The 26,456-nt window shown below is 64.9% G+C and carries 24 protein-coding genes; 14 read left to right on the top strand and 10 right to left on the bottom strand.

Features of this window, described 5'->3' with window-relative positions; translation table 11 throughout:
• Window positions 1-28: 28 nt before the first annotated feature.
• Window positions 29-646 carry a TetR/AcrR family transcriptional regulator gene (locus AC3WMR_RS25955; protein ID WP_025136300.1) on the bottom strand — a complete coding sequence of 206 codons (618 nt, stop codon included), beginning with the start codon at window positions 644-646 and terminating at the stop codon, window positions 29-31.
• 127 nt (window positions 647-773) lie between these two features.
• Window positions 774-2,948: a malate synthase G gene (locus AC3WMR_RS25950; protein WP_492266009.1), complete on the bottom strand. Its 2,175-nt coding sequence runs from the start codon at window positions 2,946-2,948 to the stop codon at window positions 774-776.
• A 235-nt stretch (window positions 2,949-3,183) separates the two neighbouring features.
• Between AC3WMR_RS25950 and glcC the strand changes: the two genes are divergently transcribed.
• On the top strand, window positions 3,184-3,945 hold the full coding sequence (glcC, locus tag AC3WMR_RS25945; protein ID WP_025136298.1) for a transcriptional regulator GlcC: 762 nt from the start codon (window positions 3,184-3,186) through the stop codon (window positions 3,943-3,945).
• 20 nt (window positions 3,946-3,965) lie between these two features.
• Here the strand turns inward: glcC and AC3WMR_RS25940 are convergent, their stop codons facing one another.
• The 5 genes from AC3WMR_RS25940 to AC3WMR_RS25920 form a co-directional block, all read right to left on the bottom strand.
• The gene (locus tag AC3WMR_RS25940; protein ID WP_492266010.1) at window positions 3,966-5,084 is read right to left on the bottom strand and encodes a saccharopine dehydrogenase family protein; all 1,119 of its coding nucleotides are present in this window, start codon (window positions 5,082-5,084) and stop codon (window positions 3,966-3,968) included.
• Window positions 5,085-5,289: 205 nt separating this feature from the next.
• Window positions 5,290-5,682 (bottom strand): DUF4148 domain-containing protein, encoded by a 393-nt coding sequence (locus AC3WMR_RS25935; RefSeq protein ID WP_492266011.1) that lies wholly within the window; start codon window positions 5,680-5,682, stop codon window positions 5,290-5,292.
• A 317-nt stretch (window positions 5,683-5,999) separates the two neighbouring features.
• Window positions 6,000-6,404: a DUF1090 domain-containing protein gene (locus AC3WMR_RS25930; protein WP_492266012.1), complete on the bottom strand. Its 405-nt coding sequence runs from the start codon at window positions 6,402-6,404 to the stop codon at window positions 6,000-6,002.
• A gap of 70 nt (window positions 6,405-6,474) precedes the next feature.
• A complete protein-coding gene (gene ubiA, locus AC3WMR_RS25925; protein ID WP_025136294.1) occupies window positions 6,475-7,401 on the bottom strand; it encodes a 4-hydroxybenzoate octaprenyltransferase in 927 nt (308 codons plus the stop codon).
• 100 nt (window positions 7,402-7,501) lie between these two features.
• Window positions 7,502-8,704, bottom strand: a complete 1,203-nt coding sequence (locus AC3WMR_RS25920) for an aminotransferase-like domain-containing protein (RefSeq protein ID WP_492266013.1) — start codon at window positions 8,702-8,704, stop codon at window positions 7,502-7,504.
• Window positions 8,705-8,873: 169 nt separating this feature from the next.
• Between AC3WMR_RS25920 and AC3WMR_RS25915 the strand changes: the two genes are divergently transcribed.
• The 12 genes from AC3WMR_RS25915 to clsB all read left to right on the top strand — a co-directional run bounded on the left by AC3WMR_RS25915 (window position 8,874) and on the right by clsB (window position 22,078).
• The gene (locus AC3WMR_RS25915) at window positions 8,874-9,359 is read left to right on the top strand and encodes a GAF domain-containing protein (protein WP_492266014.1); all 486 of its coding nucleotides are present in this window, start codon (window positions 8,874-8,876) and stop codon (window positions 9,357-9,359) included.
• 308 nt (window positions 9,360-9,667) lie between these two features.
• On the top strand, window positions 9,668-10,561 hold the full coding sequence (dapA, locus tag AC3WMR_RS25910) for a 4-hydroxy-tetrahydrodipicolinate synthase (RefSeq protein ID WP_175192382.1): 894 nt from the start codon (window positions 9,668-9,670) through the stop codon (window positions 10,559-10,561).
• Window positions 10,562-10,698: 137 nt separating this feature from the next.
• On the top strand, window positions 10,699-11,475 hold the full coding sequence (locus tag AC3WMR_RS25905) for a sterol desaturase family protein (protein ID WP_025136290.1): 777 nt from the start codon (window positions 10,699-10,701) through the stop codon (window positions 11,473-11,475).
• Window positions 11,435-12,367: a fatty acid desaturase gene (locus AC3WMR_RS25900; protein ID WP_492266015.1), complete on the top strand. Its 933-nt coding sequence runs from the start codon at window positions 11,435-11,437 to the stop codon at window positions 12,365-12,367. The genes AC3WMR_RS25905 and AC3WMR_RS25900 overlap by 41 nt, the downstream gene beginning before the upstream one ends.
• A gap of 35 nt (window positions 12,368-12,402) precedes the next feature.
• Window positions 12,403-14,334, top strand: coding sequence for an iron-containing redox enzyme family protein (locus AC3WMR_RS25895; protein ID WP_492266016.1), 1,932 nt, complete (start codon window positions 12,403-12,405; stop codon window positions 14,332-14,334).
• Window positions 14,331-15,227 carry a DUF6999 family protein gene (locus tag AC3WMR_RS25890; protein ID WP_492266017.1) on the top strand — a complete coding sequence of 299 codons (897 nt, stop codon included), beginning with the start codon at window positions 14,331-14,333 and terminating at the stop codon, window positions 15,225-15,227. Before AC3WMR_RS25895 ends, AC3WMR_RS25890 begins: the two co-directional genes overlap by 4 nt.
• A gap of 152 nt (window positions 15,228-15,379) precedes the next feature.
• Window positions 15,380-16,663, top strand: a complete 1,284-nt coding sequence (locus AC3WMR_RS25885) for a putative Na+/H+ antiporter (protein WP_492266018.1) — start codon at window positions 15,380-15,382, stop codon at window positions 16,661-16,663.
• Window positions 16,664-16,908: 245 nt separating this feature from the next.
• Window positions 16,909-17,238 (top strand): FmdB family zinc ribbon protein, encoded by a 330-nt coding sequence (locus AC3WMR_RS25880; RefSeq protein WP_492266019.1) that lies wholly within the window; start codon window positions 16,909-16,911, stop codon window positions 17,236-17,238.
• A gap of 17 nt (window positions 17,239-17,255) precedes the next feature.
• Window positions 17,256-17,921, top strand: a complete 666-nt coding sequence (locus tag AC3WMR_RS25875) for a DUF502 domain-containing protein (RefSeq protein ID WP_025136284.1) — start codon at window positions 17,256-17,258, stop codon at window positions 17,919-17,921.
• Window positions 17,922-17,960: 39 nt separating this feature from the next.
• Complete coding sequence (gene aspS, locus AC3WMR_RS25870) at window positions 17,961-19,748, top strand: aspartate--tRNA ligase (protein ID WP_025136283.1); 1,788 nt, start codon at window positions 17,961-17,963, stop codon at window positions 19,746-19,748.
• Between the two features lie 255 nt (window positions 19,749-20,003).
• Window positions 20,004-20,870 (top strand): endonuclease/exonuclease/phosphatase family protein, encoded by an 867-nt coding sequence (locus AC3WMR_RS25865; RefSeq protein ID WP_263913021.1) that lies wholly within the window; start codon window positions 20,004-20,006, stop codon window positions 20,868-20,870.
• On the top strand, window positions 20,867-22,078 hold the full coding sequence (gene clsB / locus AC3WMR_RS25860; protein WP_492266020.1) for a cardiolipin synthase ClsB: 1,212 nt from the start codon (window positions 20,867-20,869) through the stop codon (window positions 22,076-22,078). Before AC3WMR_RS25865 ends, clsB begins: the two co-directional genes overlap by 4 nt.
• A 14-nt stretch (window positions 22,079-22,092) precedes the next feature.
• On the opposite strand, the gene AC3WMR_RS25855 is transcribed toward clsB, so the two are convergent.
• From AC3WMR_RS25855 to AC3WMR_RS25845, 3 genes are all read right to left on the bottom strand, one after another.
• Entirely contained in the window at window positions 22,093-22,965 is an 873-nt protein-coding gene (locus tag AC3WMR_RS25855) for a DMT family transporter (protein WP_492266021.1), read from the bottom strand.
• A gap of 13 nt (window positions 22,966-22,978) precedes the next feature.
• Entirely contained in the window at window positions 22,979-24,331 is a 1,353-nt protein-coding gene (locus AC3WMR_RS25850) for an MFS transporter (RefSeq protein WP_492266101.1), read from the bottom strand.
• A gap of 102 nt (window positions 24,332-24,433) precedes the next feature.
• Window positions 24,434-25,003 carry an SRPBCC family protein gene (locus AC3WMR_RS25845; RefSeq protein ID WP_492266022.1) on the bottom strand — a complete coding sequence of 190 codons (570 nt, stop codon included), beginning with the start codon at window positions 25,001-25,003 and terminating at the stop codon, window positions 24,434-24,436.
• A 278-nt stretch (window positions 25,004-25,281) separates the two neighbouring features.
• Here AC3WMR_RS25845 and AC3WMR_RS25840 point away from each other — a divergent pair, with 278 nt between their 5' ends.
• Window positions 25,282-26,385: an MraY family glycosyltransferase gene (locus AC3WMR_RS25840; protein ID WP_492266023.1), complete on the top strand. Its 1,104-nt coding sequence runs from the start codon at window positions 25,282-25,284 to the stop codon at window positions 26,383-26,385.
• Window positions 26,386-26,456: the final 71 nt, after the last annotated feature.

Genomic DNA, 26,456 nt, shown 5'->3' with positions numbered 1-26,456 from the left:
ATGCCGGCTCGCGCCGGCGCCCAGGGGACTACTCGATGTACTTGAAACTGCGATACGTGGAGATCAGGCGTTCATAGGCGGCGCGCACCCGCTCGTGCGCCTTGGGATCCCGCAAGAAGCGGGCGTCGTGCATCAGCCCGATCATCAGGCTGTAGACCTCGAACACCAACTGTTCGGGATCCGTGTCCGGACGCAGATGGCCGGCTTCCAGCGCCTGCTGCACCGTGCGCACCATGGCGGCGCGCCAGCCGCGCAGATGTTCTTCCACCACCGAGCGCAAGGGCGTGTCGACGTCGTCGTATTCAAAGGCGCCGGCAACATAGATGCAGCCGGTCAGCAGTTCGACATTGCAGGCGCGTTCGATCCAGTGGGCCACCAGCGCATTCAGGCGCGGCAAGCCTCGGGGCTGTGCCATGGCGGGGGTGAACACGGCGGCCACGAAGCGGCGGTCGTATTCGTCCAGCACGGCTTGCTGCAGCGCCTCGCGCGAACCGACCCGCGAGAACACGCCGCTTTTGCTGATGCCCAGCCGCTTGGCGACTTGGCCGAGCGACAGGCTCTCCAGCCCTTGGGCGGCGGCCATGTCCAGGGCCGCGTCCACAATGGCCGCGAAAGTCAGCTCGCTCTTTTCAGTCAGGGCAGTCATGCCCGAAATTTAGCACGATCGTGCGAAATAGGGAGATTTATTTGCCGCCGCTGCTGGGCGCGGCGGGCAAAGAAAAGCCGGGCCGCTTGCGCCGCCCGGCGGGGTCATGCGGGTTCTGGCGGAATGATCAGGCCTGGGCGGCCTTGAATTCCAGGCGGAACTTGTGCAGCAAAGGCTCGGTGTAGCCGTTGGGCTGGGTCAGGCCTTCGAACACCAGCGCGCAAGCGGCCTTGAACGCCAGCGAGCCGTCGAAGTTGCCGGCCATGGGCAGGTACTGGGGGTCGCCGGCGTTCTGACCATCAACCACCTTGGCCATGCGCTTGAAGGTTTCCATGACCTGGTCGCGGTTCGTCACGCCGTGGCGCAGCCAGTTGGCGATGTGCTGGCTGGAGATGCGCAGCGTGGCGCGGTCTTCCATGAGGCCGACGTTGTGGATGTCGGGCACCTTGGAGCAGCCAACGCCCTGATCGATCCAGCGCACCACGTAGCCCAGGATGCCCTGGACGTTGTTGTCGAGCTCTTGCTGGATGTCGGCGGCGGACCACTTCGAGCGGTCGCCGACGGGCACCGTCAAGAGGCCGGCCAGCAGATCGTCGCGCACGCTGTCGAGCTTGGTGCGTTCGAGTTCCTGTTGGACGGCCTGCACATCCACCTGGTGGTAGTGCAGCGCATGCAGGGTGGCGGCGGTGGGCGAGGGCACCCAAGCGGTGTTGGCACCGGCCTTGGGGTGGGCAATCTTCTGTTCGAGCATGGCCGCCATCAGGTCGGGCATGGCCCACATGCCCTTGCCGATCTGGGCGCGGCCGCGCAGGCCGGCGTCCAGGCCGACCAGCACGTTGTTGCGTTCGTAGGCGGTGATCCAGGCGGTGGACTTCATGTCGCCCTTGCGCAGCATGGGGCCGGCTTCCATGCTGGAATGCATTTCGTCGCCGGTGCGGTCCAGAAAGCCCGTGTTGATGAACGCCACTCGCGCAGCCGCGGCCTGGATGCACGCCTTCAGGTTGATGCTGGTGCGGCGCTCTTCGTCCATGATGCCCATTTTCAGGGTGTTGCGCGGCACGCCGAGCAGGTCTTCGACGCGGTCGAACAATTCGCTTGCGAACGCGGCTTCGGCCGGGCCGTGCATCTTGGGTTTGACGATGTAGACCGAACCCGTGCGCGAATTGAGCTTGCGTCCGCGGTCGTGCAGCGCGGCCAGGCTGGTGACCACGGCGTCCAGGATGCCTTCGGGAATTTCCTGCCCGTCGCGGTCGAGCACGGCCGGGTTGGTCATGAGGTGGCCGACGTTGCGCACGAACATCAACGAGCGGCCGTGCAGGCTCAGCGGGGCGCCATTGGCGCCGGTGTATTGGCGGTCGGCGTTGAGTTTGCGGGTGAAGGTCTTGCCGGCCTTGGTGACGGCTTCGGTCAGGTCGCCCTTCATCAGGCCGAGCCAGTTGCGGTAGATGTGGACCTTGTCGTCGGCATCGACGGCCGCGACCGAATCTTCGCAGTCCATGATGGTGGTCAGCGCGGCTTCGACCAGCACGTCCTTGACGCCGGCGGCATCGGTGGCGCCGATGGCGTGGCTGCGGTCGACCTGGATTTCGAAGTGCAGGCCGTTGTTCTTGAGCAGCACGGCCGTGGGGGCGTCGGCATTGCCTTGGTAGCCCACGAACTGGGACGGCGCCTTGAGCGTGGTTGCGCCGTTTGCGAGCGCGACGCTGAGCTGGCCGTTCTTGACCGTGTAGCCGCGGGCGTCGGCGTGCGAGCCTTGCGCCAGAGGTGCGGCGGTATCGAGGAAGCTGCGGGCGCGGGCGATGACGGCAGCGCCGCGCTCGGGGTTGTAGCCCTTGCCGGTGTCGCCAGGCGTGGCAGGAATGGCGTCGGTGCCGTAGAGCGCGTCGTACAGGCTGCCCCAGCGCGCGTTGGCGGCGTTCAAGGCGTAGCGCGAGTTCGACACCGGCACCACCAGTTGCGGACCGGCCTGCTGCGAGATTTCGGTGTCGACGTGGTCGGTGGTAGCGCGCACGCTGGCCGGCTGCGGCAGCAGGTAACCGATGCCTTCCAGGAACTTGCGGTAGGCGGCCGGGTCGGCGATGGGGCCCGGATGGGCGCGGTGCCAGGTGTCGAGCTCGGCCTGCAGGCGGTCGCGCTCGGCCAGCAGGGCGCGGTTCTTGGGGGCCAGGTCGTGCACCAGGGCCGAGAACTCCTTCCAGAAGGCGTCGGCGTCCAGGCCGGAGCCGGGCAACGCTTCCTTTTCGATGAACTGGCTGAGATTGGCCGCCACTTGCAGGCCGTGGTGCTGGGTGCGTTGAGTCATGCGAGTCTCTGGTAAGGAGGTCTGGGCGGCGCGTGCGCCGAGCGAATCTATCGTGACATCATCGTTCGCGCCTGCGCCAAAGTCCATATCAAAACCTGCTGGTCATACCAGTTTATTCAAGCCATGCCAGGCAAACATCGTTTTTTTATGGTTTTATATCAGCCACTTACGGTTGGCATGAACCGGCAGGCGTTTTAGGACGATTGCTTGGTCATACCACTGGTACGGAGAACGCATGCACGCCGAAATCGAAGCGAAACCCCGCCAGGTGGCGGACGAGGTGGCCGAGCGCATCGAGCGCCTGATCCTGGACGGCGTCCTGAAGGCCGGCCAGGCGCTGCCGTCCGAGCGGCGCCTGACGGAAAAGCTGGGCGTGTCGCGTACGGCGCTGCGCGAGGGCCTCAAGCTGTTGCGTGCCCGCGAGATCATCCACACGTCGCAGGGCAAAGGGTCGTTCGTGGCGCGCATTTCCAAGGTGGACGCGGGCCCGTTGATGCACCTGTTCAATTCGCAGCCGCGCACGCTGTACGACTTGCTCGAGGTTCGTTCGCTGTTGGAAGCCGATTCGGCTCGGTTGGCCGCATTGCGGGGCACCGAGGCCGATTTCATCATGATCCGGCGTCGCTACGACGAGATGGTGCACGCGCAGGTCGATGCCGATACGGCTACGCACGCACACCTGGACCACGCGTTTCACCTGGCCATCTGCGAGGCCTCGCACAACCCGGTGCTGGTGCACACGCTGCAATCGCTGAACGACCTGATGCTGGGATCGGTGTTCGCCTGCGTCAATAACCTGTACCACCGCGAACCCGAAAAGCGGCAGATCGACAAGCAGCACGCCAAGCTGTTCAACGCGGTGATCGGGCGCCAGCCCGAGCAGGCTCGCCGCGCCGCCGCCGACCATGTCGACAGCGTGCGGCAGAACCTGGCCGAAATCGAGCAGGAAGAACAGCGCCTGGTGCGCGCAACGTTGCGCCTGGAAGGCTGGACGTAGCGCGCGGTGCGGCGCTGGCGTCAGCGGTCTTCGGTCATCGCGGCCGCCAGGGCCAGCGGCTTGCCTGCGTAGACGCGGCCAAAGCGGTTGCCAAGCAGCGCTTCCAGCGCGATCTGTTCCTGGCCGACGAAGCCCTTTTGCGGCAGCATGCCTTGCGCCACCAGGTCCAGCGCCGCGCAGATGCCGGCGGCGGTCGACAGCTGGATGGCGCTCAAGCGATGGCCGTCGACGTCGGCGCCGAAGACGCGGATCGGATAGGACTCTTCTTCCAGTCGACCGTGGCGATGGCCCGATGCCTGCGCCTGGATGACGATCACATCCTGTTCGGTGGTGGGGATGGCGGTTTCGAAGATGTCCTTGAGCAAGTCGCGGCGATCTCGCAGACGCAGGTCATTGAGCAAGAGCTTCATCAGGTTGCAGTGGCCCGGGTAGCGCACCGACTTGTAGTCCACGTTGCGGGCGCGGCCCAACAGCGTGGCGGGCAGCGTGCCCAGCCCACCCGAGGTGTTGAAGGCTTCGTATTCGACGCCGTCCAGCGCAAAAGTCTCATACCCTTCCAGCGCGGGCACGCTGGTCAATTGGCCGTCGACGATGGCTTCGCACGGGTTGCAATATTCGTTGATCAGCCCTTCGGTGCTCCAGGTCAGGTTGTAGCGCAGGCTGTTGGACGGATAGCGCGGCAGCGCGCCCACGCGCATGCGCAGGTCCAGCAACGTGTCGAAGCGGCGCGCCAGTGCATTGCCGACGATGCCGATGAAGCCGGGCGCCAGGCCGCACTGCGGCATCAGCACGCTGCGGCTGTCGGCGGCCAGCGCCTGGATGGCATGGGTGCTGGCCACGTCTTCGGTCAGGTCGAAATAGTGGACGCCGGCCTTCGCGCACAGCCCGGCCACCGCGATGGCGCGATGGAAAGGCAGCGCATTGACCACGGCGTAACGGCCGTCGAGGCAGGCCGCGATCGAGGCGTCATCGGAAATCTGGCGCGTTTCGCAGCCCAGTTCGGCCACGGCGCGCAGGCGCGCGGGATCCTGGTCGGCAACCAAGACCGAATAGTCGCCGCTACGCTCAAGCATCAGGGCAATGGCGAAGCCGATTTTTCCGGCGCCCAACAAGAGAACGGGCTTGGTAGAGGTGGACATGTTGCGCTCCTGCTTAGAGAGGGGGAAGGGTTGGCCTCATCCTATGCGCGAGCGTTGTCGATTTGTAGATACCAAAGCGTCGTAACGGCTTTAACTAATGTCGTTATGACTTAATTGGATGTCGATTCGTCAAAAGAAAAGCCCCTCGGCCAGGGCCGAAGGGCTTTGCGGGGCGACTGCCGGGCCTGGAGACCAGGCCGCGCAATCAGCTGCCCATGGGGGGGTAGTCCATGTTGCCGAAGGTGACCAGGCCTTCCGTCTTGGCTTGGGCCAGTTCGGTTTGCACTTGGGCGCGGGTCAGCGACGTGGCAGCAGCCTGGGCAACGGGCGGGTAGTCCATGTTGCCGAAGGTCACTTCACCGGCGTTCTTGGCTTGGGCCAGTTGCTCTTGCACTTGTTGCGCGGTCAGGCTGGACTTCTGGGCGATGGCGGCGGGGTAGCCTTCTTCGCCGAAGGTGTATTGGCCGGAAACCTTGGCTTGTTGCAGTTCGGCTTGAACCTGGGCACGCGACGGGCCTTGGTCGGCTTCAGCGGCTTGGGCGCCAGCGGCAGCCAGAACGGACATGGACAGCATCAAAGCGGTAGCAAGGGTTTTCATAGCAGACCTCCATATGTCTTGAGCTTGGGATCCGAACCTCTGGCCTGATTGCTGGGGGTTCGCTTGCTGTGTCCCGATGAGATGCATTCTGTGCCTAAACAACCCTGGGATAAACCCTTATTACCTGAAAACATCTTTCCAAAATACGTACTAATCAGTCGGGAACTTCTCAAATGGCACCATAGGTGGCGATATTTCCATTTGATGACGCAATGGGTGGTGGTCGGCCCGGGCAGGGGCCAAGGCCGGCGAATCAAGGGGAAGGGGATAAAGCGGCGCGCAGCCCCGGAAGGGTTCCGGGGCTGGCAGGGGGAGGATCAGCGGTTCAGGTCAGCCAAAGCGGCGTCGTATTCAGCGCGGGCTTCGTTCAGCTTGCGCTGGGCCTTGTCGATCTTGTCTTGCTTGCCCTTGGCGCGGGCGGTCTTGAGCTCGGCCTCGCGTTCGGAGACCTTGTTCTGCTTGTCGCGTACGTCGGCTTCACGCTGGGATTGCAGGCGGCTGTCGGTGCAGTGCGCCTTCGCCTCAGCCAACGCTTTCTGCAAGCCGGCCACCTTGCGGGTGTTGTTGTTGGCCTTGGCCGCGGCGATGTCGTTTTCGATCTGGCAGAACTTGGCGGCGCAACCGCGTTGCGCCGAGCAGTCGGTCGCGGCCTGCGCGGGCAGGGCGCCGAGCAGTGCGCAAACCGAAGCCAGGGCCGTCAGGGTTTTGGTCAAAGCGGGCATGCGGTGTCTCCGTAAGGCGTGTCGGAGCTGCCATCATCGCCCAGGTGGCCATTGCCCGCAATGCGCGGGATCAACGGATCAGCGTGCCCGCCAAGGCCGCCGCGACCAGCAGGGCGCCCAGCCACAGGTTGGCGCGGAACAGCATGAAATTGCGGTCGGGACGCTGGATGTCGAAGACCTTCAGCTGCCACGCCAGGTGCACGGCAATGGCGGCGATGCCCACGTAATAGGCCCACGACAAGCCGATGGCGTAGCCGCCCCAGGCCCACAGCACAACGGTGGCCAAGTAGAAGCCACCGATCCAGAGCTTGCCCTGGTCGCCGAAGCGCATGGCGGTGGAATGCAGGCCCAGGCTGCGGTCGTCGCGCACGTCGACATAGGCGTAGATGCTGTCGTAGCCCACCTGCCACAGCACCGCACCCAGCCACATGGCCACGGCGGCCAGGGGCACGTGGTTCTGCGTGTCCGACCAGGCCATCAGCATGCCCCAGTTGAAGCAGATGCCGAGCACGACTTGCGGCCAGTAGGTGACCCGCTTGCACAGGGGATAGATGAAGACGAAGGGCAGCACGGCCACGGCCAGCCAGCGGCTCATGTCGTTCAGGAAGAACAGCAGCGAACCGCAGACCAGCAGCTGGCCGATCAAGAACCACACCGCGTTGCGCATCGTCAGCTGGCCGCTGGTCAGCGGGCGAAAACGGGTGCGTTCGACATGCTTGTCGAAGTTGCGGTCGCACATGTCGTTGACGGTGCAGCCGATGCCGCGCATCAGCAATGCGCCCAGCGAGAAGACGATCAGGCGTTGCAGGTCGGGCAGGCCGCCCGCGGTCTGGATCAGCGCCGCGATACAGGGCAGCAGCGTCAGCCAGGTGCCGATGGGGCGATCGAGCCGGCACAGGCGGGCATAGGGCCGCCACGATCTGGGCAGCCAGCGTTCGACCCAGTCGGTGAAGACGATGTCGCTGAGGTCGACGGGAGGTTGTTGCGGGGCGCTCACTGTCACGGCGAAAGAAATGGGAGGAAAGCCGACAGCATAAAACAACGGCCGGGCATGGTGCCCGGCCGCGGTGCCGTCAAGGGTGGTCAGGGCCGGGTTTTCAGGCCGTGTATTCCTTGAGCAGCTTGCCCAGGATGGCGATGCCGGTGCGGATCTTGTCTTCGGGCACGGTGGCAAAACTGAGGCGCAGCGTGTTGGCACGGCCGGCGCCGCTGTAGAACGGCGCGCCGGGCACGAACGCCACGTTCTGGGCAATGGCCTTTTCGAGCAGCTTGGTGCTGTCGATGTGCTCGGGCAGCGTCAGCCAGATGAACATGCCGCCTTCGGGCTTGGTCCAGGTGACGGTGGCGGGGAATTCGCGCTGGATGGCTTCAAGCATGCAGCTGCCCTGGGCGCGGTAGATTTCGCGCACGTTGGGCAGGTGTTCTTCCAGGAAGCCGTCCTTGACGATTTCGTACACGGCCATCTGGGTCAGCGTGGGCGTGTGCAGGTCGGTGGCTTGCTTGGCCTGCACCAGCTTGTTGATCAGCGGGCGGGCGGCGGCGATGTAGCCCAGGCGCAGGCCGGGGGCCAGCACCTTGGAGAACGTGCCCAGGCGCACGACATTCGCGCCATATTCGGTGGCCAGCGCGATCAGGCCCGGCTGCGGGTCGCCTGCGTAGCGCAGTTCGCCGTAGGGGTCGTCTTCGATGATGGTCAGGTTCAGCTCGGCGGCGCGCTTGACCAGCGCGATGCGGCGCGCGAGGCTGAGCGTGCGGCCGGTGGGGTTCTGGAAGTTGGGCAGGGCGTACAGGAAGCGCGCGCCCTCGGCCAGTTCGGGGGTGATGGCGTCGGGGATCAGGCCGCCTTCGTCGGTGGGCACCGGCACGAACTTGGGCTGGTACAGGCTGAACGATTGCAGGGCGCCCAGGTAGCTGGGGTCTTCGACCAGCACCTTGCTGTCTTTGTCGATCAGGACCTTGCCGAGCAGGTCCAGCGCCTGCTGCGAGCCGGAGACGATCAGGATCTGGTCGGCAGCGACGTTGGCGCCGGCACGGTTCAGATCATCGGCAACCCATTGGCGCAGCGGTGCAAAGCCTTCGGTGGGGCCATATTGCAGGGCCGCGCGGCCATTGGTGGCCAGGACCTTGTCGAATGCCGCTCGTACCACTTCTACCGGGAAGCCACCGGGCGCCGGCAGACCGCCTGCGAACGAAATGACTTCGGGCCGCTCGGTGACCTTGAGGATCTCGCGGATGGCGGAACTGGTGAGTTGCTGAGCGCGTTCCGAGAAGGAAAACGCAGGTTCGAAAGGCTTGTCCATGGCTTGCTTCTTAATCAAGAAGGGGGGTGGCGGGGGTAACGGCAACGGGGGAGAAAAGACGTTACTGCGTAAACTATTGTCCCACAGCGAGGCGAGCCGGCCCCTTTATCGCGGCCAGCCCCTAAAATCACTTGCATCGATAATCGCCTGTACAGTTACATTTATACCTATGTTTGAAGCCGCCCCGATCGCCGCCGAATCCAAGGCCGCGCTGTACGCCGAACTGACCAAGCAGGCCCGTGCCCTGCTCGACGGCGAGCATGACCGCATCGCCAATGCCGCCAACCTCAGTGCACTGGCCTACCAGGCCTTGCCCGACCTGAACTGGGTGGGCTTTTACTTCTTTGACGGCACGGAACTGGTGCTGGGCCCGTTCCAGGGCAAACCGGCCTGCGTGCGTATTGCGCTGAACCGCGGCGTGTGCGGCGCCGCTGCCAGCCAGCGCCAGACGCAACTGGTGCCCGACGTGCACGCGTTTCCCGGCCATATCGCCTGCGACGCGGCCTCGCGCTCTGAAATCGTGGTGCCGCTGGTCCACCAGGGCCAGCTGATCGGGGTGTGGGACGTGGACAGCCCCATACCCGACCGCTTCGACGAGGACGACCGGCGCGGCATGGAAGCGCTCTGCGAGGCGTTCCTGGCCAGCCTGCGTTGACAGGCCCGCGGCGGCCCGGTAGATTTGCGCATCGGCCGGTTGCGGTCGATTTTTCCCCTTTATTCCATTCATGATTTATCAGGCCAACCCATCCGCTTACCTGTTCCACGCCCTGGGCGTGGCGACGGTTTGCGCCGGCCTGAAATCCAAAAAACAGCCGCTCATCTGACCGGAGCATGCTGTTCCGTCAGATGGGCGACGGAACAGCGGCCTCACGGCGGCGCCATGGCGCCTTCGCGCGCACCCCCTGATATCCCGAGCACTTCTGTACGGTCCAACCACGGTCCGCTTACACCGAAGGAGTGTTCATGCAAACTCGTCAATCCCTTTTCCAAGGCGTCTGGGTCCCCCTGGTGACGCCGTTTTCCGGCGGCGCCGTCGATGGCGGGGCCCTGCGCCGCCTGGTGCGCCATTTCGTGGCCGCCGGCGTGGACGGCCTGGTCGTCTGCGGCAGTACGGGCGAAGCCGCGGCGCTGGATGACGCCGAACAACTGGCCGTGCTGGACGCGGTTTTGACCGAGGCCGGCCGCCTGCCCGTGGTGATGGGGCTGGCGGGCAACCACCAGGGCCATGTGCTGCAGCGCCTGTCTGCGTTTGGCACCCGGCCACTGGCCGGCATCCTGGCGCCCGCGCCGTACTACGTGCGTCCTGGCCAGGACGGCGCCGCCGCCTATTTCCGCTGCCTGGCCGATGCCTCGCGCTTTCCCCTGGTGCTGTACGACATTCCGTACCGGACAGGCACATCGCTGGAGACGGCGACGCTGCTGGCCTTGGCGGCGCACCCGAACATCGCCGCCATCAAGGACTGCGGCGGCTCGCTGGACAAGACGCTGGCGCTGATCGCCGACGGCAACATGAACGTGTTGGCGGGCGAGGACCTGCAATCGCTATCGCTGCTGTGCCTGGGGGGCGCCGGCATGATCGCGGCGGCCGCGCACATTCGCCCCGATCTGTTCGTGGCCATGTACCAGGCGGTGCGGGCGCAGCAGCTGGACCTGGCACGCCGTCTGTTCCAGGCGCTGGTGCCGGTCATCCAGCTGACGTTCGCCGAGCCCAATCCCGGCCCGGTCAAGGCCCAGCTGGGTCGCCAGGGCTTGTTGACGGATGAATTGCGCCAGCCGATGCCGAGCGCCAGCGCGGCCCTGGCGCTGCGCATGGACGCCGCCGTGGCGGGCCTGAACCGGCAGTTTCCCTGCCAGTAAAAGGCGCCTGGGCCAAGGCTTGGGCCGACCGTCTGGCGACCCGTCAGGGTTCGGATTCATTTTGTAATAAATGTCTCACCTTGATCCTGACGGATTGCTTATGATGCGGCCATTCTCCGGGGTGAAACAAAACGTTCATGGCCCAAGCTTTCGTTGCGTTGTCCGCCTGGCAGGTCATGCTGGCAGGCCTGCTGTTCTTCGGTGGCATCTATCTGGTGTTCGGTGCGGCGACCTGGCTGCTGACCCAGCACATCCTGCCGGCGCTGGGCATCGGCCGGCCGCTGGACCCGCGGCCGCTGGCGCCGGGGCAACTGCGTCGCGAGTTCGCCCAGTCGGGCCTGTCGATCCTGCTGTTCGGCACCGGCATGATCTTTCCGTGGGGCCTGCTGCAGTTGGGTTGGGCGCATCTGGACCCGGACGCGAGCTGGCAGAAGATCACGCTGGAAATCCTGGTGCTGGTGGCCTGGAACGACGTGCACTTCTGGATCAACCACCGGCTGCTGCACACCAAGCTGCTGCGCCGCTTCCACCTGCCGCACCACCGGTCGGTGGTGACCACGCCGTTTTCGACCTACAGCTTTCACCCCATCGAGGCGCTGATGCTGGGCAATGTGATCATGCTGCCGATGGTGCTGCACGATTTCAGCTTCTGGTCGCTGGCGTCGGTGCCGCTGTTCAGCCTGTTCTTCAATTGCATCGGCCACGCCAATTACGACTTCTTCCCCAACGTGTCGTATTCGCACTGGTTTGCCGCGAGCCGCCGGCACCATCTGCACCACGCCTGTTACCACGGCAATTTCGGGTTCCAGTTCACCTTCATGGATCGCCTGTTCCGCACCCGGCTGCAAGCCGAGGCGGCCACGCCCCAGCTGGATGCTTTCCGTAAGCGAGAATCGCTTGGCGGACGCGCTTAGCCAGCCGCGCCGGCTGCCCTCGCTGCGTAACCGTCGCGATTGGCAGAGCCTGGCTTACCTGGCCGCGTTGCCCGCGCTGGCGGCGTGGCAGTGGCTGTACGGCTTCTGGTGGCCGCTGTACGCGCTGATGCTGTTCCTGACGCTGGGCATTGGCGTGATCCACCATAACCATACGCACATCCGCATGTGGCGGGGGCGCTGGACCAATCGCGCCACCGATTTCTGGATCACGCTGCTGCAAGGGCACCCCACCTTCGTTTTCTACCCGGCGCACGTGGCCAACCATCATCGCTACAAGCACGGCGCGCTGGACGCGGCGCGCACCTACCGGTTCGGCGGCGACACCAATCACCTGTGGGGCTACCTGATCCACCCGGCGCAGGCCGTGTGGGTGCTGTATCCGTTGTTCTTTGCCTGGCTGGGCCGGTTGCGCCGGCATTGGCCGGGCGCCTGGCGCTACTGCATGTGCCAATACGGCGCCTGGCTGGGCCTGTGGGGCGGGCTGCTGGCCGTGAACCCGGTCAAGGCGCTGGTGTTCGTCATCATTCCGCAACTGCATGGCCTGCATTGGCTGCTGGCCACCAACTATCTGCAGCACGCGCACGCCGACGGCGGCCCGCGGGCGGTGGCCGGCCTGAACTATGCCCGCAACTTCGAAGGGCTGGTCAATCCGCTGCTGTTCAACATCGGGCTGCACACTGCGCACCACGAACATCCGCGCGCGCACTGGTCGGAACTGACCGGCTTGCACCGCGACCATTACCGGGCCCGCGTGACGCCCGCGCTGAACGAGGGCGGCCTGACGCCCTACATGTTCCGCGTGTTCGTGCTGGGCACTTTCCTGCCGCGTTTCCGCACCCGCTCGTGCATGGCGCCCGAGCACGTGCGCTAGCGCCGCCTACCCATACCTGCCACTAGAGACCCGCCATGCCTATCGCGTTCAACCGTGTCTACCTGGAGAGTGCCGGCTATTTCATGCCGGGCGAACCCGTGTCCAACGAGGCCATGGACAGCTACATCGCGCCGCTGAACCGCATGTCCAGCCGCATCAAGAGCCGCATCCTGGCCGAAAACGGCATCAAGCAGCGCTATTACGCGATCGATCCGGAAGGCGCCACGGTGTTCACCAATGCGCAGCTGGCGGCCAACGCGATCCGCGATTGCCTGCGGCGCAACGACAGCGACCTGGCGGACGTGTCGCTCTTGACCAGCGGTTCGTCGGGCGGTGACGCGTTGATGCCCGGGTTCGCCAACATGATCCAGGGCGAATTGGCGGCGCATCCGATGGAAACCCTGTCGGTGCATGGCATCTGCGCGGCGGGCGTGTCGGCGATTCAGACGGCGGCGCAGGGCGTCGAGATGGGCGGCCATGCCCGCGCGCTGGCGGTGGCGGCCGAATTGCCGTCGCGCATGTTCAAGCGCTCGCGCTTCGCCGCGCGCGGCTATGACGCGGATTTCGATGCGCACTTCCTGCGCTGGATGTTGTCCGACGGCGCGGGCGCCGTGCTGCTGGGCCATGGCGGCCAGCCATTGCCGGGCGCATCTAGTGGCGTGCGGCTGCGCCTGAAGTGGGTGCACCAGCGGTCGTTCTCGGGCGATTATCCGGTCTGCATGCAGCTGGGTCTGTCGGCGGATCGGCAGCGGGGCCACCTGGACTATCCGTCCTGGAACGAGGCCGAGGCCGACGGCGCGCTGTCGCTGCGCCAGGACATCCGGCTGTTGCCGCACCTGTTCGACATCGGCATCCACGAATACGCCAAGCTGGTGCGCGATGGCTGGCTGGACCCGGACCAGGTGGATCACTTCCTGTGCCACTACTCGTCCGAGAAATTCATTCCGGTGGTCGAGGACCTGATGGAGAAGGCCGGCCTGGTGATCCCGCGCGAGCGCTGGTTCAGCAACCTGGCCTGGCGCGGCAATACCGGCGCGGCATCGATCCTGATCATGCTGGCCGAATTCCTGGAGACGCGCGAGGTCAAGCCGGGCGAGCAGATCTTCTGCTACATCCCCGAGTCGGGCCGGTTCATGGCCGCCTACATGCTGCTGGAAGCCGAGGCGGTGCAGGGCGCCACGGTGCCGGTGTCGACCGGTGCGGTACCGGCCACCACCGGCCGCGAAGACGTCCATAGCGCCGATGCCGACGCCATCGCCCCGCCGCACGATCCGGACATGGCGCCGCAAGGCCTGGGCCAGCTGCTGACCGAGCTGGCAGCCATCTGGCACGACTACCGTTCGCGCGTCTGGCGCACGCCGGTGGTGCGCCGGCTGCGCAACCGCCAGTTCCAGACCGCCGACTACCTGAACTGGATGGAAAACTGGATTCCGCAGGTGCGCGAGGGCAGCAAGTGGATGCGCGAGGGCGCGGCATCGCTGACCGAGCAGTACCAGCCGCTGGCCGCGCTGATCGACATGCACGCCGGCGAAGAGCAGAACGATTTCCAGATTCTCTTCCAGGACTACCGCACGGCCGGCGGCACGATCGACAACATCGACCTGTTGCGCCGCAACCCCGGCGGCGAAGCGCTGAACGCCTATCTGCACAGCCTGGCCGCCACGCGCGACCCGATCGGCCTCCTGGGCGCCATCTACATCATCGAAGGTACCGGCCAGCGTATCGTGCCGGCGCTGCTGCCGCTGCTCAAGGCCAGCCTGAAGCTGCCGCCCGACGCGTTCCGCTTCCTGGAATACCATGGCCACAACGATGAAAACCATCTGGCCCGCTGGTTGACGGCCGTGGAACTGGCGCTGGACTGCGATGAAGATGGCCGCGCCGAGCAGCGTATCGTCGACACCGCGCGCCGCACGGCGTCGCTGTACCTGATGCAGTTTCATCACGTGATGGAGGACGGCGCGGCATGAACAAGGAACCGGATTTCCTGGCCAAGGCGCACGACCCCGCCGATCCCAGCCCTTGGCTGGCCCTGTACCTGGACCGCAGCACGCCGTTGCCGGACAAGGTCAAGAAAGCCTGGCTGACGGATTCCAGCTGCGCCTCGCGCCAGTACCTGCTGCCGTTCTTGCGGCCGCTAGCGCGCGCATTCATCATACTGATCCAGGTCGTGAAGACCTTCTTGCCGCGCCGCTGGTCGCATTCTCGGCTGCTGCATCGCATTCTGGCGTGGGGCCTGAAGCGTTTCGTGTCGCCCGAGGCCAACTGGCTCATCCTGCGCCACTTTCACCTGGGCGCGCAGGCCCTGTCGTTCATCGCGGCCAATTCGCCGGTGCGTATCACCACCACGCCGCTGGAGCCGATGGAGATCGATGACCTGAAGGATGAACTGTTCGTCAAGCATGACCTGAACCTGTTCAACTTCGTGATCCGACTGAACCAGGCGCTGCGCGATGCCGGCGTCGAGATGCATGCGCCCGAGCACGTCGATTTCTCGATGATCCGCGATCCCGACCTGCGGCTGGAAGACATGCCGCGCGGCAAGCTGAATTTCCTGGACCTGCAAAGCGCGATCGAGTTGTTCACGCCGCTGTACCAGCTGATGCTGACCGACAACGACTTCTGGCGCGCGGCCAATTCGCTGCAGCTCGATGAAACCATCGGCATCTACGCGGCCAAGCTGCTGGGCGCGCCGCAGCACCTGATCCTGGTGAACAACAGCCATCCGCTGGTGCCGATGTCGACGCTGCGCGCCGGCTACCGGCTGGTGCTGCACGGCCTGTCCACGGAAATGCTGCACAGCCTGCTGATGGAAATGAAGGCCGCGCAAGCTGGCGCCGAACCGCCCGCGCCGATCGCCTGAGGCCGCGCCGCTCAGGGCCGTCGGTGCGCACAAGCCCGGGTTGTCACTGTAGGAGGCGGCAAAGCCGCTGCGCTATATTGCGACGCTTGCCCGCCGAGCCCCGCGGGGGCCGTGACCGCACGGCCTGAATCCCTGTTCCGGAAGCGCTTTCAATGCCCCAGCCCATAGAAGTTCTTGCCACTGCCTTGTTCGTCGTGGCGGTGCTTCACACCTTTTCCGTGCCCGTGTTTGCCCGCCTGGCCCACCGCGGCGGACCGCATGCGGGCTTCTGGCATCTGTTGTCGGAAGTGGAGGCCGTCTTCGGCGTCTGGGCGTTTGCGCTGATCCTGGCGATGGCGGCCCTGTCGGGGCCATCCGAAGCCATCGGCTACATGGACACGCGCAACTTCACTGAGCCGCTGTTCGTGTTCGCCATCATGGTGGTGGCGGCCAGCCGGCCGATCCTGGAACTGGTGGGGTTGCTGGTTCGCCTGGCCGCGCGCGTCGTGCCCCTGCCGCGCGAGCTGGCGACGTTCTTCGTGGTGATGTCGCTGGTGCCGCTGGGTGGGTCGTTCATTACCGAACCCGCGGCCATGACGCTGGCGGCGATCCTGCTGCGCGATGCCTATTTCCGCACCAGCGGGCGGGCCGGCTTCAAGTACCTGACCCTGGGCGTGCTGTTCGTCAACGTGTCCATCGGCGGGGTGCTGACTTCGTACGCGGCGCCGCCGGTGCTGATGGTGGCCTCCACCTTCGGCTGGGATTCGGCCTACATGGTGCAGCACTTTGGCTGGCGGGCGGCGGTGGCCGTCTGCCTGAACGCCGGTCTGCTGACTTTCGTGTGCCGCAAGGCGCTGCTGGAGCGCTCGGTGGGCACGGGGGGCGGCGTGGATGCGCCCGAGGGCCAGGATAAGCGTCCGCCGGTGCCGGCCGTGGTAATGCTGATCCACCTGGTGTTCCTGGTGGCTGTCGTGCTGACCGCGCACCATCCCGCTATTTTTCTGGGCCTGTTGATGATGTTCATCGGCTTTGCCGAAGCCTACAAGCGCCACCAGAACCGCCTGTTGATCAAGGAAGGCCTGATGGTGGGGTTTTTCCTGGCCGGGTTGGTGGTGCTGGGCGGTCTGCAGAAATGGTGGCTGCAGGATCTCTTGGGTGGACTGGAGCCCTTCGTGCTGTTCTGGGGCGCCACGGCCCTGACCGCGGTGACGGACAATGCCGCGCTGACCTACCTGGGTTCATTGGTGGAGGGCACGGGCGAGGCCTGGCGCTACATGCTGGTGGCGGGGGCGGTGACAGGCGGCGGCCTGACCGTCATTGCCAACGCGCCCAACCCGGCCGGGTTTGCCATCCTGAAGAACCATTTCCCGGATGGCAGCATCTCGTCCGGGCGGCTGTTTTTGTCCGCCCTGGGGCCTACGCTGGTCGCTGCCCTGATGTTCCTGTTGCCCGTCTGACGGGGTGGGGGGCGGCCCCCCGGCGACGGCCCCCGGGGGGGCGTCGCGAGGTTGCCGCCGGCCCTTCATGAAAAACCGCTAAAATTCAAGACTTTCCCGTATTTTTCCGGCCTTGCCCGCCCGTTGTCCGGTCTGGCGCCAGTTCCGGCCCCGTGTCCTTCCCTGAAGGGCCCGCCGGCGAACCTGGTTCCGCATCGTCCGGCCGACGGTTATTGAACCGCCGGGCCCGCGCCTGGGAGCCCTCGATGCCCATCTACGCTTATAAGTGCAGCGCCTGCGGCCATGCCAAAGACGTCTTGCAGAAGATTTCCGACGCGCCGCTTTCGGTTTGCCCCGAATGCGGCCAAAGCACGTTTTCCAAGCAGGTGACCGCGGCTGGATTCCAGCTCAAGGGGTCCGGCTGGTACGTCACCGATTTCCGCAACGGTAGCGGCGGCAACCAGGCCACCGGCGCCGCAGCGCCGGCGGCGTCATCCGACAATGCCGCCCCGGCCGCCAGTCCGGCGCCCGCCGCCAGCACGCCGGCACCGGCTGCTGCCCCCGCGCCCGCCGCCGGCTCGGCTTCCGCTTCCTGAGACCGCGCGCGATGCGAATGCGCGTCATCAAAAAGTACTTCATCACCGGCCTGTTGATCTGGGTTCCCCTGGTCATCACGGTGTGGGTGCTGGGGCTGCTGGTCGCGACCCTCGAAGGGTTCGTGCCTGGCTTCCTGTCGTCCGAATCGCTGTTCGGCGTCGACATTCCCGGCTTCCGCTTCGTCCTGGTCATCGTGGTGGTGCTGTTGACGGGCATTTTCGCGGCCAACCTGATCGGCCGCACCATGGTGGACCAGTGGGAAAACCTGCTGGGCCGCATCCCCTTGGTGCGCTCGATCTACAACTCGGTCAAGCAGGTCAGCGATACCGTGCTTGCCCCCAATGGCCAGGCGTTTCGCCGCGCGGTGCTGGTGCAGTACCCGCGCGTGGGCAGCTGGACCATCGCATTCGTGACCGGCACGCCCAGCGGTGAAGTGGCCGACCAGCTTCCTGGCGACCACATCAGCGTGTACGTGCCGACCACGCCGAATCCCACGTCCGGCTTTTTCCTGATGGTGCCCCGTGCCGACACGGTGGACCTGCAGATGAGCGTGGACGCGGCCCTGAAGTACATCGTTTCCATGGGCGTCGTCGCCCCGGGCCCGGCGGTTGCGCCGGGCGTCCGGCCGGCGCCGCTCTCTCCGGCACCCGGTGCGCAGAACGCGCCAGGCGCCGATTCGTAACCCTTACGCTACAACCAAGCACACAACGGAGTTATCCCGATGCGTACCTGCTACACCGGCCAGGTTTGCCGCGACCATCTCGGCCAGACCGTCACCCTGTATGGCTGGGTGAACCGCCGCCGCGACCACGGCGGGGTCATCTTCATCGACTTGCGCGACCGCGCGGGCCTGGCGCAGATCGTGTTCGATCCGGATAACGCCGCCTTCGCCACCGCCGAGCGCCTGCGCAACGAATTCTGCGTCCGCGTCACCGGCCTGGTGCGCGAGCGTCCGGCCGGCACGGCCAACGCCGAGCTGGCCTCGGGCGAAATCGAAGTGCTGTGCAAGGAAGTCGAGATCCTGAACGCGTCGGTCACCCCGCCGTTCCAGCTCGACGACGACAACCTGTCGGAAACCACCCGCCTGACGCACCGCGTGCTGGACCTGCGCCGCCCGCAGATGCAGCGCAACCTGATGCTGCGCTACCGCGTGTCGATCGAAACGCGCAAGTTCCTGGACCAGCTGGGCTTCATCGACATCGAAACCCCGATGCTGGCCAAGAGCACGCCCGAAGGCGCGCGCGACTACCTGGTGCCCTCGCGTGTGAACGCCGGCCACTTCTTCGCGCTGCCGCAATCGCCCCAGCTGTTCAAGCAGATGCTGATGGTGTCGGGCTTTGACCGCTACTACCAGATCACCAAGTGCTTCCGCGACGAAGACCTGCGCGCCGATCGCCAGCCCGAATTCACCCAGATCGACTGCGAAACGTCGTTCCTGAACGAATTCGAGATCCGCGAGATCTTCGAAAACCTGATCCGCCACGTCTTCAAGGTGGTGCAGGGCGTCGACCTGGCCCAGCCGTTCCCGATCATGACGTGGACCGAAGCCATGCGCCGCTACGGCTCCGACAAGCCGGACCTGCGCGTGCAGCTCGAGTTCACCGACATCACCGATGTCATGCGCGACGTCGACTTCAAGGTGTTCGCCGCCGCCGCCACGGCGCCCGGCAGCCGCGTGGTCGCCCTGCGCGTGCCCGGTGGCGCCGAAATGTCGCGTAGCGAGATCGACGCCTACACCCAGTTCGTCGGCATCTACGGCGCCAAGGGACTGGCCTACATCAAGGTCAACGAAGTGGCCAAGGGCCGCGACGGCCTGCAATCGCCCATCGTCAAGAACCTGCACGACGCTGCCCTGGCCGAACTGGTCAAGCGCACGGGCGCGCAAGACGGTGACATCATCTTCTTTGGCGCCGACCGCGAAAAGGTCGTCAACGACGCCATCGGCGCGCTGCGCGTGAAGATCGGCCACAGCGAATTCGGCAAGAAGTCGGGCCTGTTCACGGCCGGCTGGCAGCCGCTGTGGGTGGTCGACTTCCCGATGTTCGAATACGACGAGGAAGACGGCCGCTACACCGCCGCCCACCACCCGTTCACCAGCCCCAAGGATGGTCACGAAGACTTCCTGGAAACCGATCCCAGCAAGGCGTTCGCCAAGGCCTACGACATGGTGCTGAACGGTTGGGAAATCGGCGGCGGCTCGGTGCGTATCCACCGCGAAGAAGTGCAGAGCAAGGTGTTCCGCGCGCTCAAGATCGGCGCCGAGGAAGCCCGCGAGAAGTTCGGCTATCTGCTGGACGCGCTGCAATACGGCGCGCCTCCGCACGGCGGCATCGCCTTCGGCCTGGACCGCATCGTCACGATGATGACCGGCGCCGAATCGATTCGCGACGTGATCGCCTTCCCGAAGACGCAGCGCGCGCAAGACCTGCTGACGCAAGCGCCTTCGGAAGTCGACGAGAAGCAGCTGCGCGAACTGCACATCCGTCTGCGCAACGTCGAACAGAAGTAAGCCCCCCCCGAGGCGCCGGAGGCGCTTCCCCCCCGGGGGGCGCCTCGCGGGACCGGCGGAGCCGGATCCTCGGCGGCCTGGCTTGTGGGGCGGCGCTTGCTGGTGGCAACCAGGCTTGCGGTGCGCAGCTTTTTGTTGCGGCTCGGGATTGCTGAATTGGGGTAATCTGGCAAACGCCGCTTTGTGGCGGTGCTTGCCGGGCTGCTGCAAGGCTTGGCTCTTGGTTCCTCTGCTTTCAAAGGCGCCATCGCTTTTATGTCGCTCATCCGTGTCGTCAGCTACAACATCCACAAGGGCCGTTCGGCGCTGGGCCGGCGCGATTCCCTGAATGAATTGCGCCTGGGCCTGTATGGCCTGCGCCCCGACCTGGTCTTCCTGCAGGAGGTCCAGGGCCGCAATGAACAGAAGTCGTTGCTGGACGCTCAGCACGAGTCCTTGGCCGCCGCCCTGAAACTGGACGTGGCCTATGGCCGCAATGCCGTTCGCCATGAAACCGATCATGGCAATGCGCTGTTGTCGCGCTTTCCCATTCTTGACCACGAAAACCAGGACATCTCCGACCACCGGCTGGAGCAGCGCGGCCTCTTGCACGCGCGCATTGAACTGGATGGCCGTGCCGTGCATTGCTTCGTGGTGCACCTGGGCCTGTTTGCCGGCAGCCGCAGCCGCCAGATCCTGGCGCTGACCGAGCGCATCCGGCGCATGGTGCCGGACGGCGAGCCCATCCTGATCGCGGGAGACTTCAACGATTGGGGCGACCGGCTGGCGCCGCTGTTCGTGCAGCAGTTGGGGCTGTACGAAGTGTTCTCGCACGCGCCGCGCAGCCATGGCGGCGAATTGCCGCGCCTGCGCGACTCGGTCAAACGCCTGAGCAATGCCTTGCGCGGCCTGCCCAACAGCGGCGTGTCCGTCATGGAACGCACCAACCAGCTGGGCATGGACGGCAGCTCGCGGCTGCTGTTGCCGCCGCCGCGCACGTTTCCCGCCGTCTTTCCGTGGTTCCGCCTGGATCGCATCTACCAGCGCGGCTTTGCCGTGCGCAGCGCGCGCGTGCTGCGCGGCCGCGAATGGGCGCGGCTGTCCGATCATTCCCCCTTGCTGGCCGAGCTGGAACTTCCGTGAAGGCCGAGCAGGTCAAGTTGGAATGGACCGACGGCAACCAGATCCGCTTGTTGCAGAACGGGACCGATTTTTTTCCTGCGCTGTGCAAGGCGATCGACGAGGCCCAGGTCAGCGTGCACCTGGAGACCTACATTTTCATGCTGGACCGCACCGGCCTGAAGGTGCTGGACTGCCTGATGGCCGCGGCCGCGCGTGGCGTGAAGGTGCGCGTGGTGCTGGACGGCTTTGGCAGCGCTGATACCGTCGATGCCGTGCGTGAACGCCTGACCGACGCGGGTGCGCAATGCCGCATCTTCCGCCCCGAGCCGCGCTGGTTCGCCAAGTTCATCCCGTCGCGCAGCCGCCTGCGGCGCCTGCATCGCAAAGTCACGGTCGTCGATGGCAGCATCGCCTTCATCGGCGGCATCAACATCATCGACGATTACGACGACCTGGATCCGACCGACGGCATATCAGCGCCACGCTTCGATTTTGCGGTACAGGTGCAGGGGCCGGTGGTCACCGACGCCGCCTATGCGCAGGACTTGCTGTGGGTGCGTCTTAACTGGGCCCGCCTGCGGCGCCATCCGCGCGACTGGAGCCGCATGCGGCTGACCAAGCCCAGCCATGCGCCGGTGGCGCCTTGCGGCGAGCTGCGCGCGGCGCTGGTGCTGCGCGACAACCTGCGCTTTCGCCAGACCTTTGAACGCGCCTACCTGTACGGCATCACGCAGGCGCGCCGCGACATCCTCATCGCCAACGCCTATTTCTTCCCGGGCCGCCAGTTTCGCCGGGCCCTGGCCAAGGCCGCCGCGCGCGGCGTGCGCGTGCGCCTGTTGCTGCAAGGCAAGGTCGAATACCGCATGCAGTATCACGCCACGCGCTCGCTGTACGACCAGCTGCTGCGCGACGGCATCGAGATCTACGAATACATGCCCAGCTACCTGCATGCCAAGGTGGCCGTCATCGACAACGTGGCCACCGTCGGCTCGTCCAACCTGGACCCTTTTAGCCTGTTGCTAGCGCGCGAGGCCAATGTGGTGGTGGATGACCAGCCGTTTTCGTGGGACCTGCAAGAGCGGCTGGAAGCGGCCATCCAGCAAGGCGGACGCTTCATCCGGCCGCTGGAATATCAGCGCCGCGGCTGGTTGCGGCGCTGGGTGGATGCGGCGTCGTATACCTTGCTGCGGATCGGCGTGGCGCTGACGGGAACGTCGGACAAGTACTGAACCGGCACCGCCAGCTAGCGGCGTTTGCCGCCGACCAGGCCCAGCGCCAGCGCTGTGCCGACCAGGATGATGCCTGCGCCGACCAGGATCGATGCCGTAATGGCTTCGTCCAGGAACCAGGCGCCCCACACCACACCGAAGACAGGCACCAGGAACGTGACGCTGACCGCGCCGGTCGGTCCCACATTGGCAATGAGCCGGAAGAAGACGATGTACGCCGCGCCGGTGCAGACGACGGCCAGCAGGATGGTCGCGCCCCACGCCATGGCCGACACGGGCGCCTGCGGCCAGGTGGCCAGCGCCAGGGGCAGCAACAGCAGCGTTGCGGCAAGCATGCTGCCCGTGGCGTTGGACAGGGCGTCCACGCCCGTCAGAAAGCGTTTGGTCCAGTTGGCGGCGATGCCGTAGAAAACCGGCGCCGACACCGCTGCCAGCACCGCGGGCCCCGTGCCGCCGGCCTGAAAATCAAGTTTGTCCCAGACCAGCACCACGATACCCAGCAGGCCGATTGCCAGCCCCAATGAGCGTGACCAGGGCAGCCGATCCTTCAACCATAGCCAGCCGACCACGGCGCCCCACACCGGCGTCACCGCATTGGCGACCGACAAGAACCCCGCGCCTAGCGACTGGGCGGCATAGGCATACAGGAGGAAGGGCAATGCCGCGTTCAGCGTGCCCACCACCAGAATGGCCTTCCAGTGCTTGGCGATGACCGGCAGCCTGCCACGCCACAGGGCCGCGGGCAGCAGGAAGAGCGCGGCCAGGCCGACGCGCAGTTCAATCAGCGCGACAGGCCCGAATTCGCCGACGGCCAGGCGCATGAACAGGAATGAGCCGCCCCAGACGGCGGCCAGGAGCAAAAGGTCCAACAAATCGCGACGACGCATGGTGAGTTCTGAGTCAGGCTTGGTTCCGGCCGGTGGCCAGATTCTTCATCTTGACCCGATGCGCGAGTACCGCACAGGTCAGGCACAGGACAATACACAGGACCAGACCGGTTCGCACTCCGTTTAGTACAGTGCCATGCGAAATCAGGATACCCACCACGGCGGTACCCAGTGCGCTGCCGATGGCCCGCGTGGTCTGTACCAGCGCGGACGCCACGCCGACGTCGCGTCGCTCGCTCAGCATCTGCATGAATAACGTCAGATTGGGCAGCAGGAAGCCCAGGGCGCAGCCATTGACGAAGAACGCCGCCAGGATCCACCAGGCCGACGTCCCGGGCGAGATCAGCAGCACCATCAACGTCCCGACGGCCAGCATGCCCGCCCCGAACACCATGAGGCGTTGCGGTTCGGCCTGTCGGGGGAACAGGCGGCCGTTGATGATGCTGCCGACCGAGATGGCCGCCACCAACGGCGTCATCAGCAAGCCCGCTTCGCTAGGGGTGTAGCCCAGCACCTGTTGCAGCAGCAGCGGGCTGTAGAAGATCAGCACGAACATGACGGCGCCGACCGTCATCGCGGCCAGGTTCAGCAGTTGCGGTTCGCGGCCGGCCAGCACGCGCAATGGAAAGATGGGTGTTTCGACGCGGCGTTCGATGGGGATGAGCAAAACGATGGCGGCGATGCCAATGATCGCCAGGGCCAGGCCCATCATCGGATGGGCATGCTCGCCTTTTGCGAAGGCGAGTTCCAGCGCCGCCAGCGGCGCACCGACTGCCAGCACCAGCAGCACCGCGCCAATCCAGTCGATGCGTCGCGCGCCGGTGTGCACTGGTTTGATCCGTGGGAAATACTTGGCCAGCAGGAACAGCGCTACCGCGGCCGCCAGTGGGGAAATGAAAAACGCCGCTCGCCAGCCCAGCGCCTGGGTGGCAGCGCCGCCCAATACCGGACCGATGCCGCTGGCCATGGCGAAGGCGGCCGAGACCAGGGCCATCCACTTGACGCGTTCCTTGGCATCGGGGAACAGGTCGGCCGGCGCCGCGAAGGCGGTGGCGATCATCATGCCGCCGCCGATGCCCTGAAGCGTACGGAACAGAATCAGTTGTCCCATGGTCTGGGACAGGCCACAGGCAATGGACCCCAGTGCAATGATCAGCACGGAAACCAGCATGAGGGGCTTGCGGCCGAACATGTCGCCCAGGCGGCCAAAGATCATGATGGACGCGGCGGTGGCCAATAAATAGCCCGTGCCGACCCAGGCATACAGCGCCATGCCGTTCAACGCTTCAGCCACTCGCGGCAAGGTGGTGCTGATGATGGTGGAATCGAAGGCGGCGAGGACCACCGTGGCGGCTACCCCGGCCATCCCCCTCAGCAGGTCGCGACGAGAGTGAACGGGTGCGGCGGGCTGGGCAGGGGCGGATGGCGGCGTCATGCCGCCAAGCATATCATCGGTGCATAAGGGTTTTTACTTGTAGAACGCGTGGTAGCTCCAGAACACCGCGACCACCAGCACCACCAGTATCCATGACCAACGCGAGTTGGACAGGCCGCGCGGTTCGGGTTCCGGCGGCGGGGGCGGTGGGGCCAGGCGGGGCTGCTTGGCCATGTGGTCAATGAAGGCGGTGAAGAATTTCTGGATGATCTTGTCGCCCGCCTTGAGCAGCAGCCCTTCGCCGCATTCGGCGAGCTTGCCGCCGGCCATACCGGCCACGGTGTAGGCAACACGCGTGCCTTGATCCTTGGTGCTGAGATTGATCTGGGCGGTGCCGATCGCCAGGCAGGCCGCCCGGCCCTTGCCCTCGAAGACAAGTGTGCAGCTATTGGGGGCGTTGGTGTCCGACATGAGGATTTCGCCTTCGTAGTCCGTATCGATGCCGGCCAGCTTGGCGCGCAAGGTGACGGCGTATTCGGTGGGGCTTTTGCGGGCGACTTCTACACAACCGGGAATGCACTTCTGCAACACTTCCGGGTCTGTCAACGCGTCCCATGTCTGGTGTTGCGTGGCAGGAATCCATTGGGCATCAGCTATGCGCATGGCTGTCTCCTTGTAGAAGAGTTGTACGCCTATTCTGTTCCCAAATAGGCTGTTTGGCTACTTGGTGAGCCCCTGTTGCGCGCGATACCCTCGGTCTTTCATTTTGCCGCTTGCCGAATGTGCAAGGAATTTCAGCCGCGGCCAACCGTAGCGCAATGAGGCATTGAATGAACAGTGTCCCTCTTTCACTGTATTGCAGAGGGTCTATCGCGTTTTGATGACAGGCACACGTCTGACGTTACAATCGCGCCAATTCACCATTTCAGCGTGCTTTCCCCATGTTGTACGTTCTTGTAGCGTTTCTGGTTTCGCTCGTTTCAACCTTGCTGATCGTCCGCTACCGATCCTGGCATGATGGCTTGACTGGGGACCACGACGTGGCGGGCGTGCAGAAATACCACACGGCGCCCGTGCCCCGCATTGGCGGGCTGTCGCTGCTCATCGCGACGGCGGTGACCTGTGCGTTGGTCGCCGTCCGGGAACCCGAGGTGCTACCCAGCATGGTGCTGCTTCTGGCGGCTTCCATGCCGGCGTTCCTCGGAGGCTTTGCCGAAGATCTGACCAAGCAGGTCAGGGTATTGGTACGGCTCGGCCTGGCCATGCTTTCCGGGGTTGCAGCCTATTATCTTTTGGGTGCCGCGGTAACTCGAGTCGATATTTTCGGCATTGATTGGCTGCTGCAGTTCGGCATTATTTCGTTGATATTTACATCAGTGGCGATCGGTGGTGCCGCCAATGCCATCAATATTATCGACGGATATAACGGATTGGCGGCGGTGGTTTCCGCGATGATTTTGGCGGGTTTTGCCTACGTATCTTTCTATCTGGGCGATCGGTTTTTGCTGATCGTCGCATTGAGCACGTTGGGCGCCGTTATCGGATTTTTGGTCTGGAATTATCCGCACGGCCATATTTTCCTGGGGGACGGCGGCGCTTATTTCCTGGGATTCATCATTGGCGAGCTGTCGGTCCTGATGTTGGCACGCCATCCCCAAGTCTCGGCGTGGTTCCCGCTGCTGCTATGCATCTACCCCGTGTTCGAGACCCTGTTTTCCATCTACCGCAAGAAGTGGCTGCGAGGACGTTCACCTGGGGCGCCGGACGGTGTGCATCTGCATATGCTGATCTACAAGCGTCTGGTGCGCTGGGCGATCGGTTCGCGTGAAATGCGCCATCAGACTCAGCGCAACTCCATGACGTCGCCTTATCTGTGGCTGCTCTCGTCCCTGGCGGTCATTCCTGCGGTATTGTTCTGGCAGCAGCCGTACGTGCTGATGCTGTGCACGGCGGCGTTCTCCACGATGTATATCTTGCTTTATCGTCGACTGGTATTGTTCCGCATGCCTAAATGGATGATTGTCAAAAAACGGAAACGACATTGAGACAAGCGTGATTTCGGCTGGAATGCGGATTTGGCATGGGGCGGATCATGCCGCGCTGCAATAGGCAATGT

This window comes from Achromobacter sp. FW305-C-28 (assembly GCF_058783235.1).
The sequence above is the reverse complement of the archived record's forward strand: the minus strand, read 5'-3'. Positions and strand labels throughout refer to the sequence as shown.

Coding starts and splice junctions, on each gene's coding strand:
- AC3WMR_RS25880 (WP_492266019.1), top strand. CDS start 16,909: ATGCCCATCTACGCTTATAAGTGCAGCGCCTGCGGCCATGCCAAAGAC.
- AC3WMR_RS25920 (WP_492266013.1), bottom strand. CDS start 8,704: ATGGACAAGCCTTTCGAACCTGCGTTTTCCTTCTCGGAACGCGCTCAG.
- AC3WMR_RS25895 (WP_492266016.1), top strand. CDS start 12,403: ATGCCTATCGCGTTCAACCGTGTCTACCTGGAGAGTGCCGGCTATTTC.
- glcC (WP_025136298.1), top strand. CDS start 3,184: ATGCACGCCGAAATCGAAGCGAAACCCCGCCAGGTGGCGGACGAGGTG.
- AC3WMR_RS25885 (WP_492266018.1), top strand. CDS start 15,380: ATGCCCCAGCCCATAGAAGTTCTTGCCACTGCCTTGTTCGTCGTGGCG.
- AC3WMR_RS25855 (WP_492266021.1), bottom strand. CDS start 22,965: ATGCGTCGTCGCGATTTGTTGGACCTTTTGCTCCTGGCCGCCGTCTGG.
- AC3WMR_RS25900 (WP_492266015.1), top strand. CDS start 11,435: ATGCTTTCCGTAAGCGAGAATCGCTTGGCGGACGCGCTTAGCCAGCCG.
- AC3WMR_RS25850 (WP_492266101.1), bottom strand. CDS start 24,331: ATGGCCGGGGTAGCCGCCACGGTGGTCCTCGCCGCCTTCGATTCCACC.
- AC3WMR_RS25950 (WP_492266009.1), bottom strand. CDS start 2,948: ATGACTCAACGCACCCAGCACCACGGCCTGCAAGTGGCGGCCAATCTC.
- AC3WMR_RS25865 (WP_263913021.1), top strand. CDS start 20,004: ATGTCGCTCATCCGTGTCGTCAGCTACAACATCCACAAGGGCCGTTCG.
- AC3WMR_RS25940 (WP_492266010.1), bottom strand. CDS start 5,084: ATGTCCACCTCTACCAAGCCCGTTCTCTTGTTGGGCGCCGGAAAAATC.
- AC3WMR_RS25845 (WP_492266022.1), bottom strand. CDS start 25,003: ATGCGCATAGCTGATGCCCAATGGATTCCTGCCACGCAACACCAGACA.
- AC3WMR_RS25905 (WP_025136290.1), top strand. CDS start 10,699: ATGGCCCAAGCTTTCGTTGCGTTGTCCGCCTGGCAGGTCATGCTGGCA.
- AC3WMR_RS25875 (WP_025136284.1), top strand. CDS start 17,256: ATGCGCGTCATCAAAAAGTACTTCATCACCGGCCTGTTGATCTGGGTT.
- AC3WMR_RS25955 (WP_025136300.1), bottom strand. CDS start 646: ATGACTGCCCTGACTGAAAAGAGCGAGCTGACTTTCGCGGCCATTGTG.
- AC3WMR_RS25915 (WP_492266014.1), top strand. CDS start 8,874: ATGTTTGAAGCCGCCCCGATCGCCGCCGAATCCAAGGCCGCGCTGTAC.
- aspS (WP_025136283.1), top strand. CDS start 17,961: ATGCGTACCTGCTACACCGGCCAGGTTTGCCGCGACCATCTCGGCCAG.
- AC3WMR_RS25840 (WP_492266023.1), top strand. CDS start 25,282: ATGTTGTACGTTCTTGTAGCGTTTCTGGTTTCGCTCGTTTCAACCTTG.
- AC3WMR_RS25930 (WP_492266012.1), bottom strand. CDS start 6,404: ATGCCCGCTTTGACCAAAACCCTGACGGCCCTGGCTTCGGTTTGCGCA.
- AC3WMR_RS25935 (WP_492266011.1), bottom strand. CDS start 5,682: ATGAAAACCCTTGCTACCGCTTTGATGCTGTCCATGTCCGTTCTGGCT.
- dapA (WP_175192382.1), top strand. CDS start 9,668: ATGCAAACTCGTCAATCCCTTTTCCAAGGCGTCTGGGTCCCCCTGGTG.
- AC3WMR_RS25890 (WP_492266017.1), top strand. CDS start 14,331: ATGAACAAGGAACCGGATTTCCTGGCCAAGGCGCACGACCCCGCCGAT.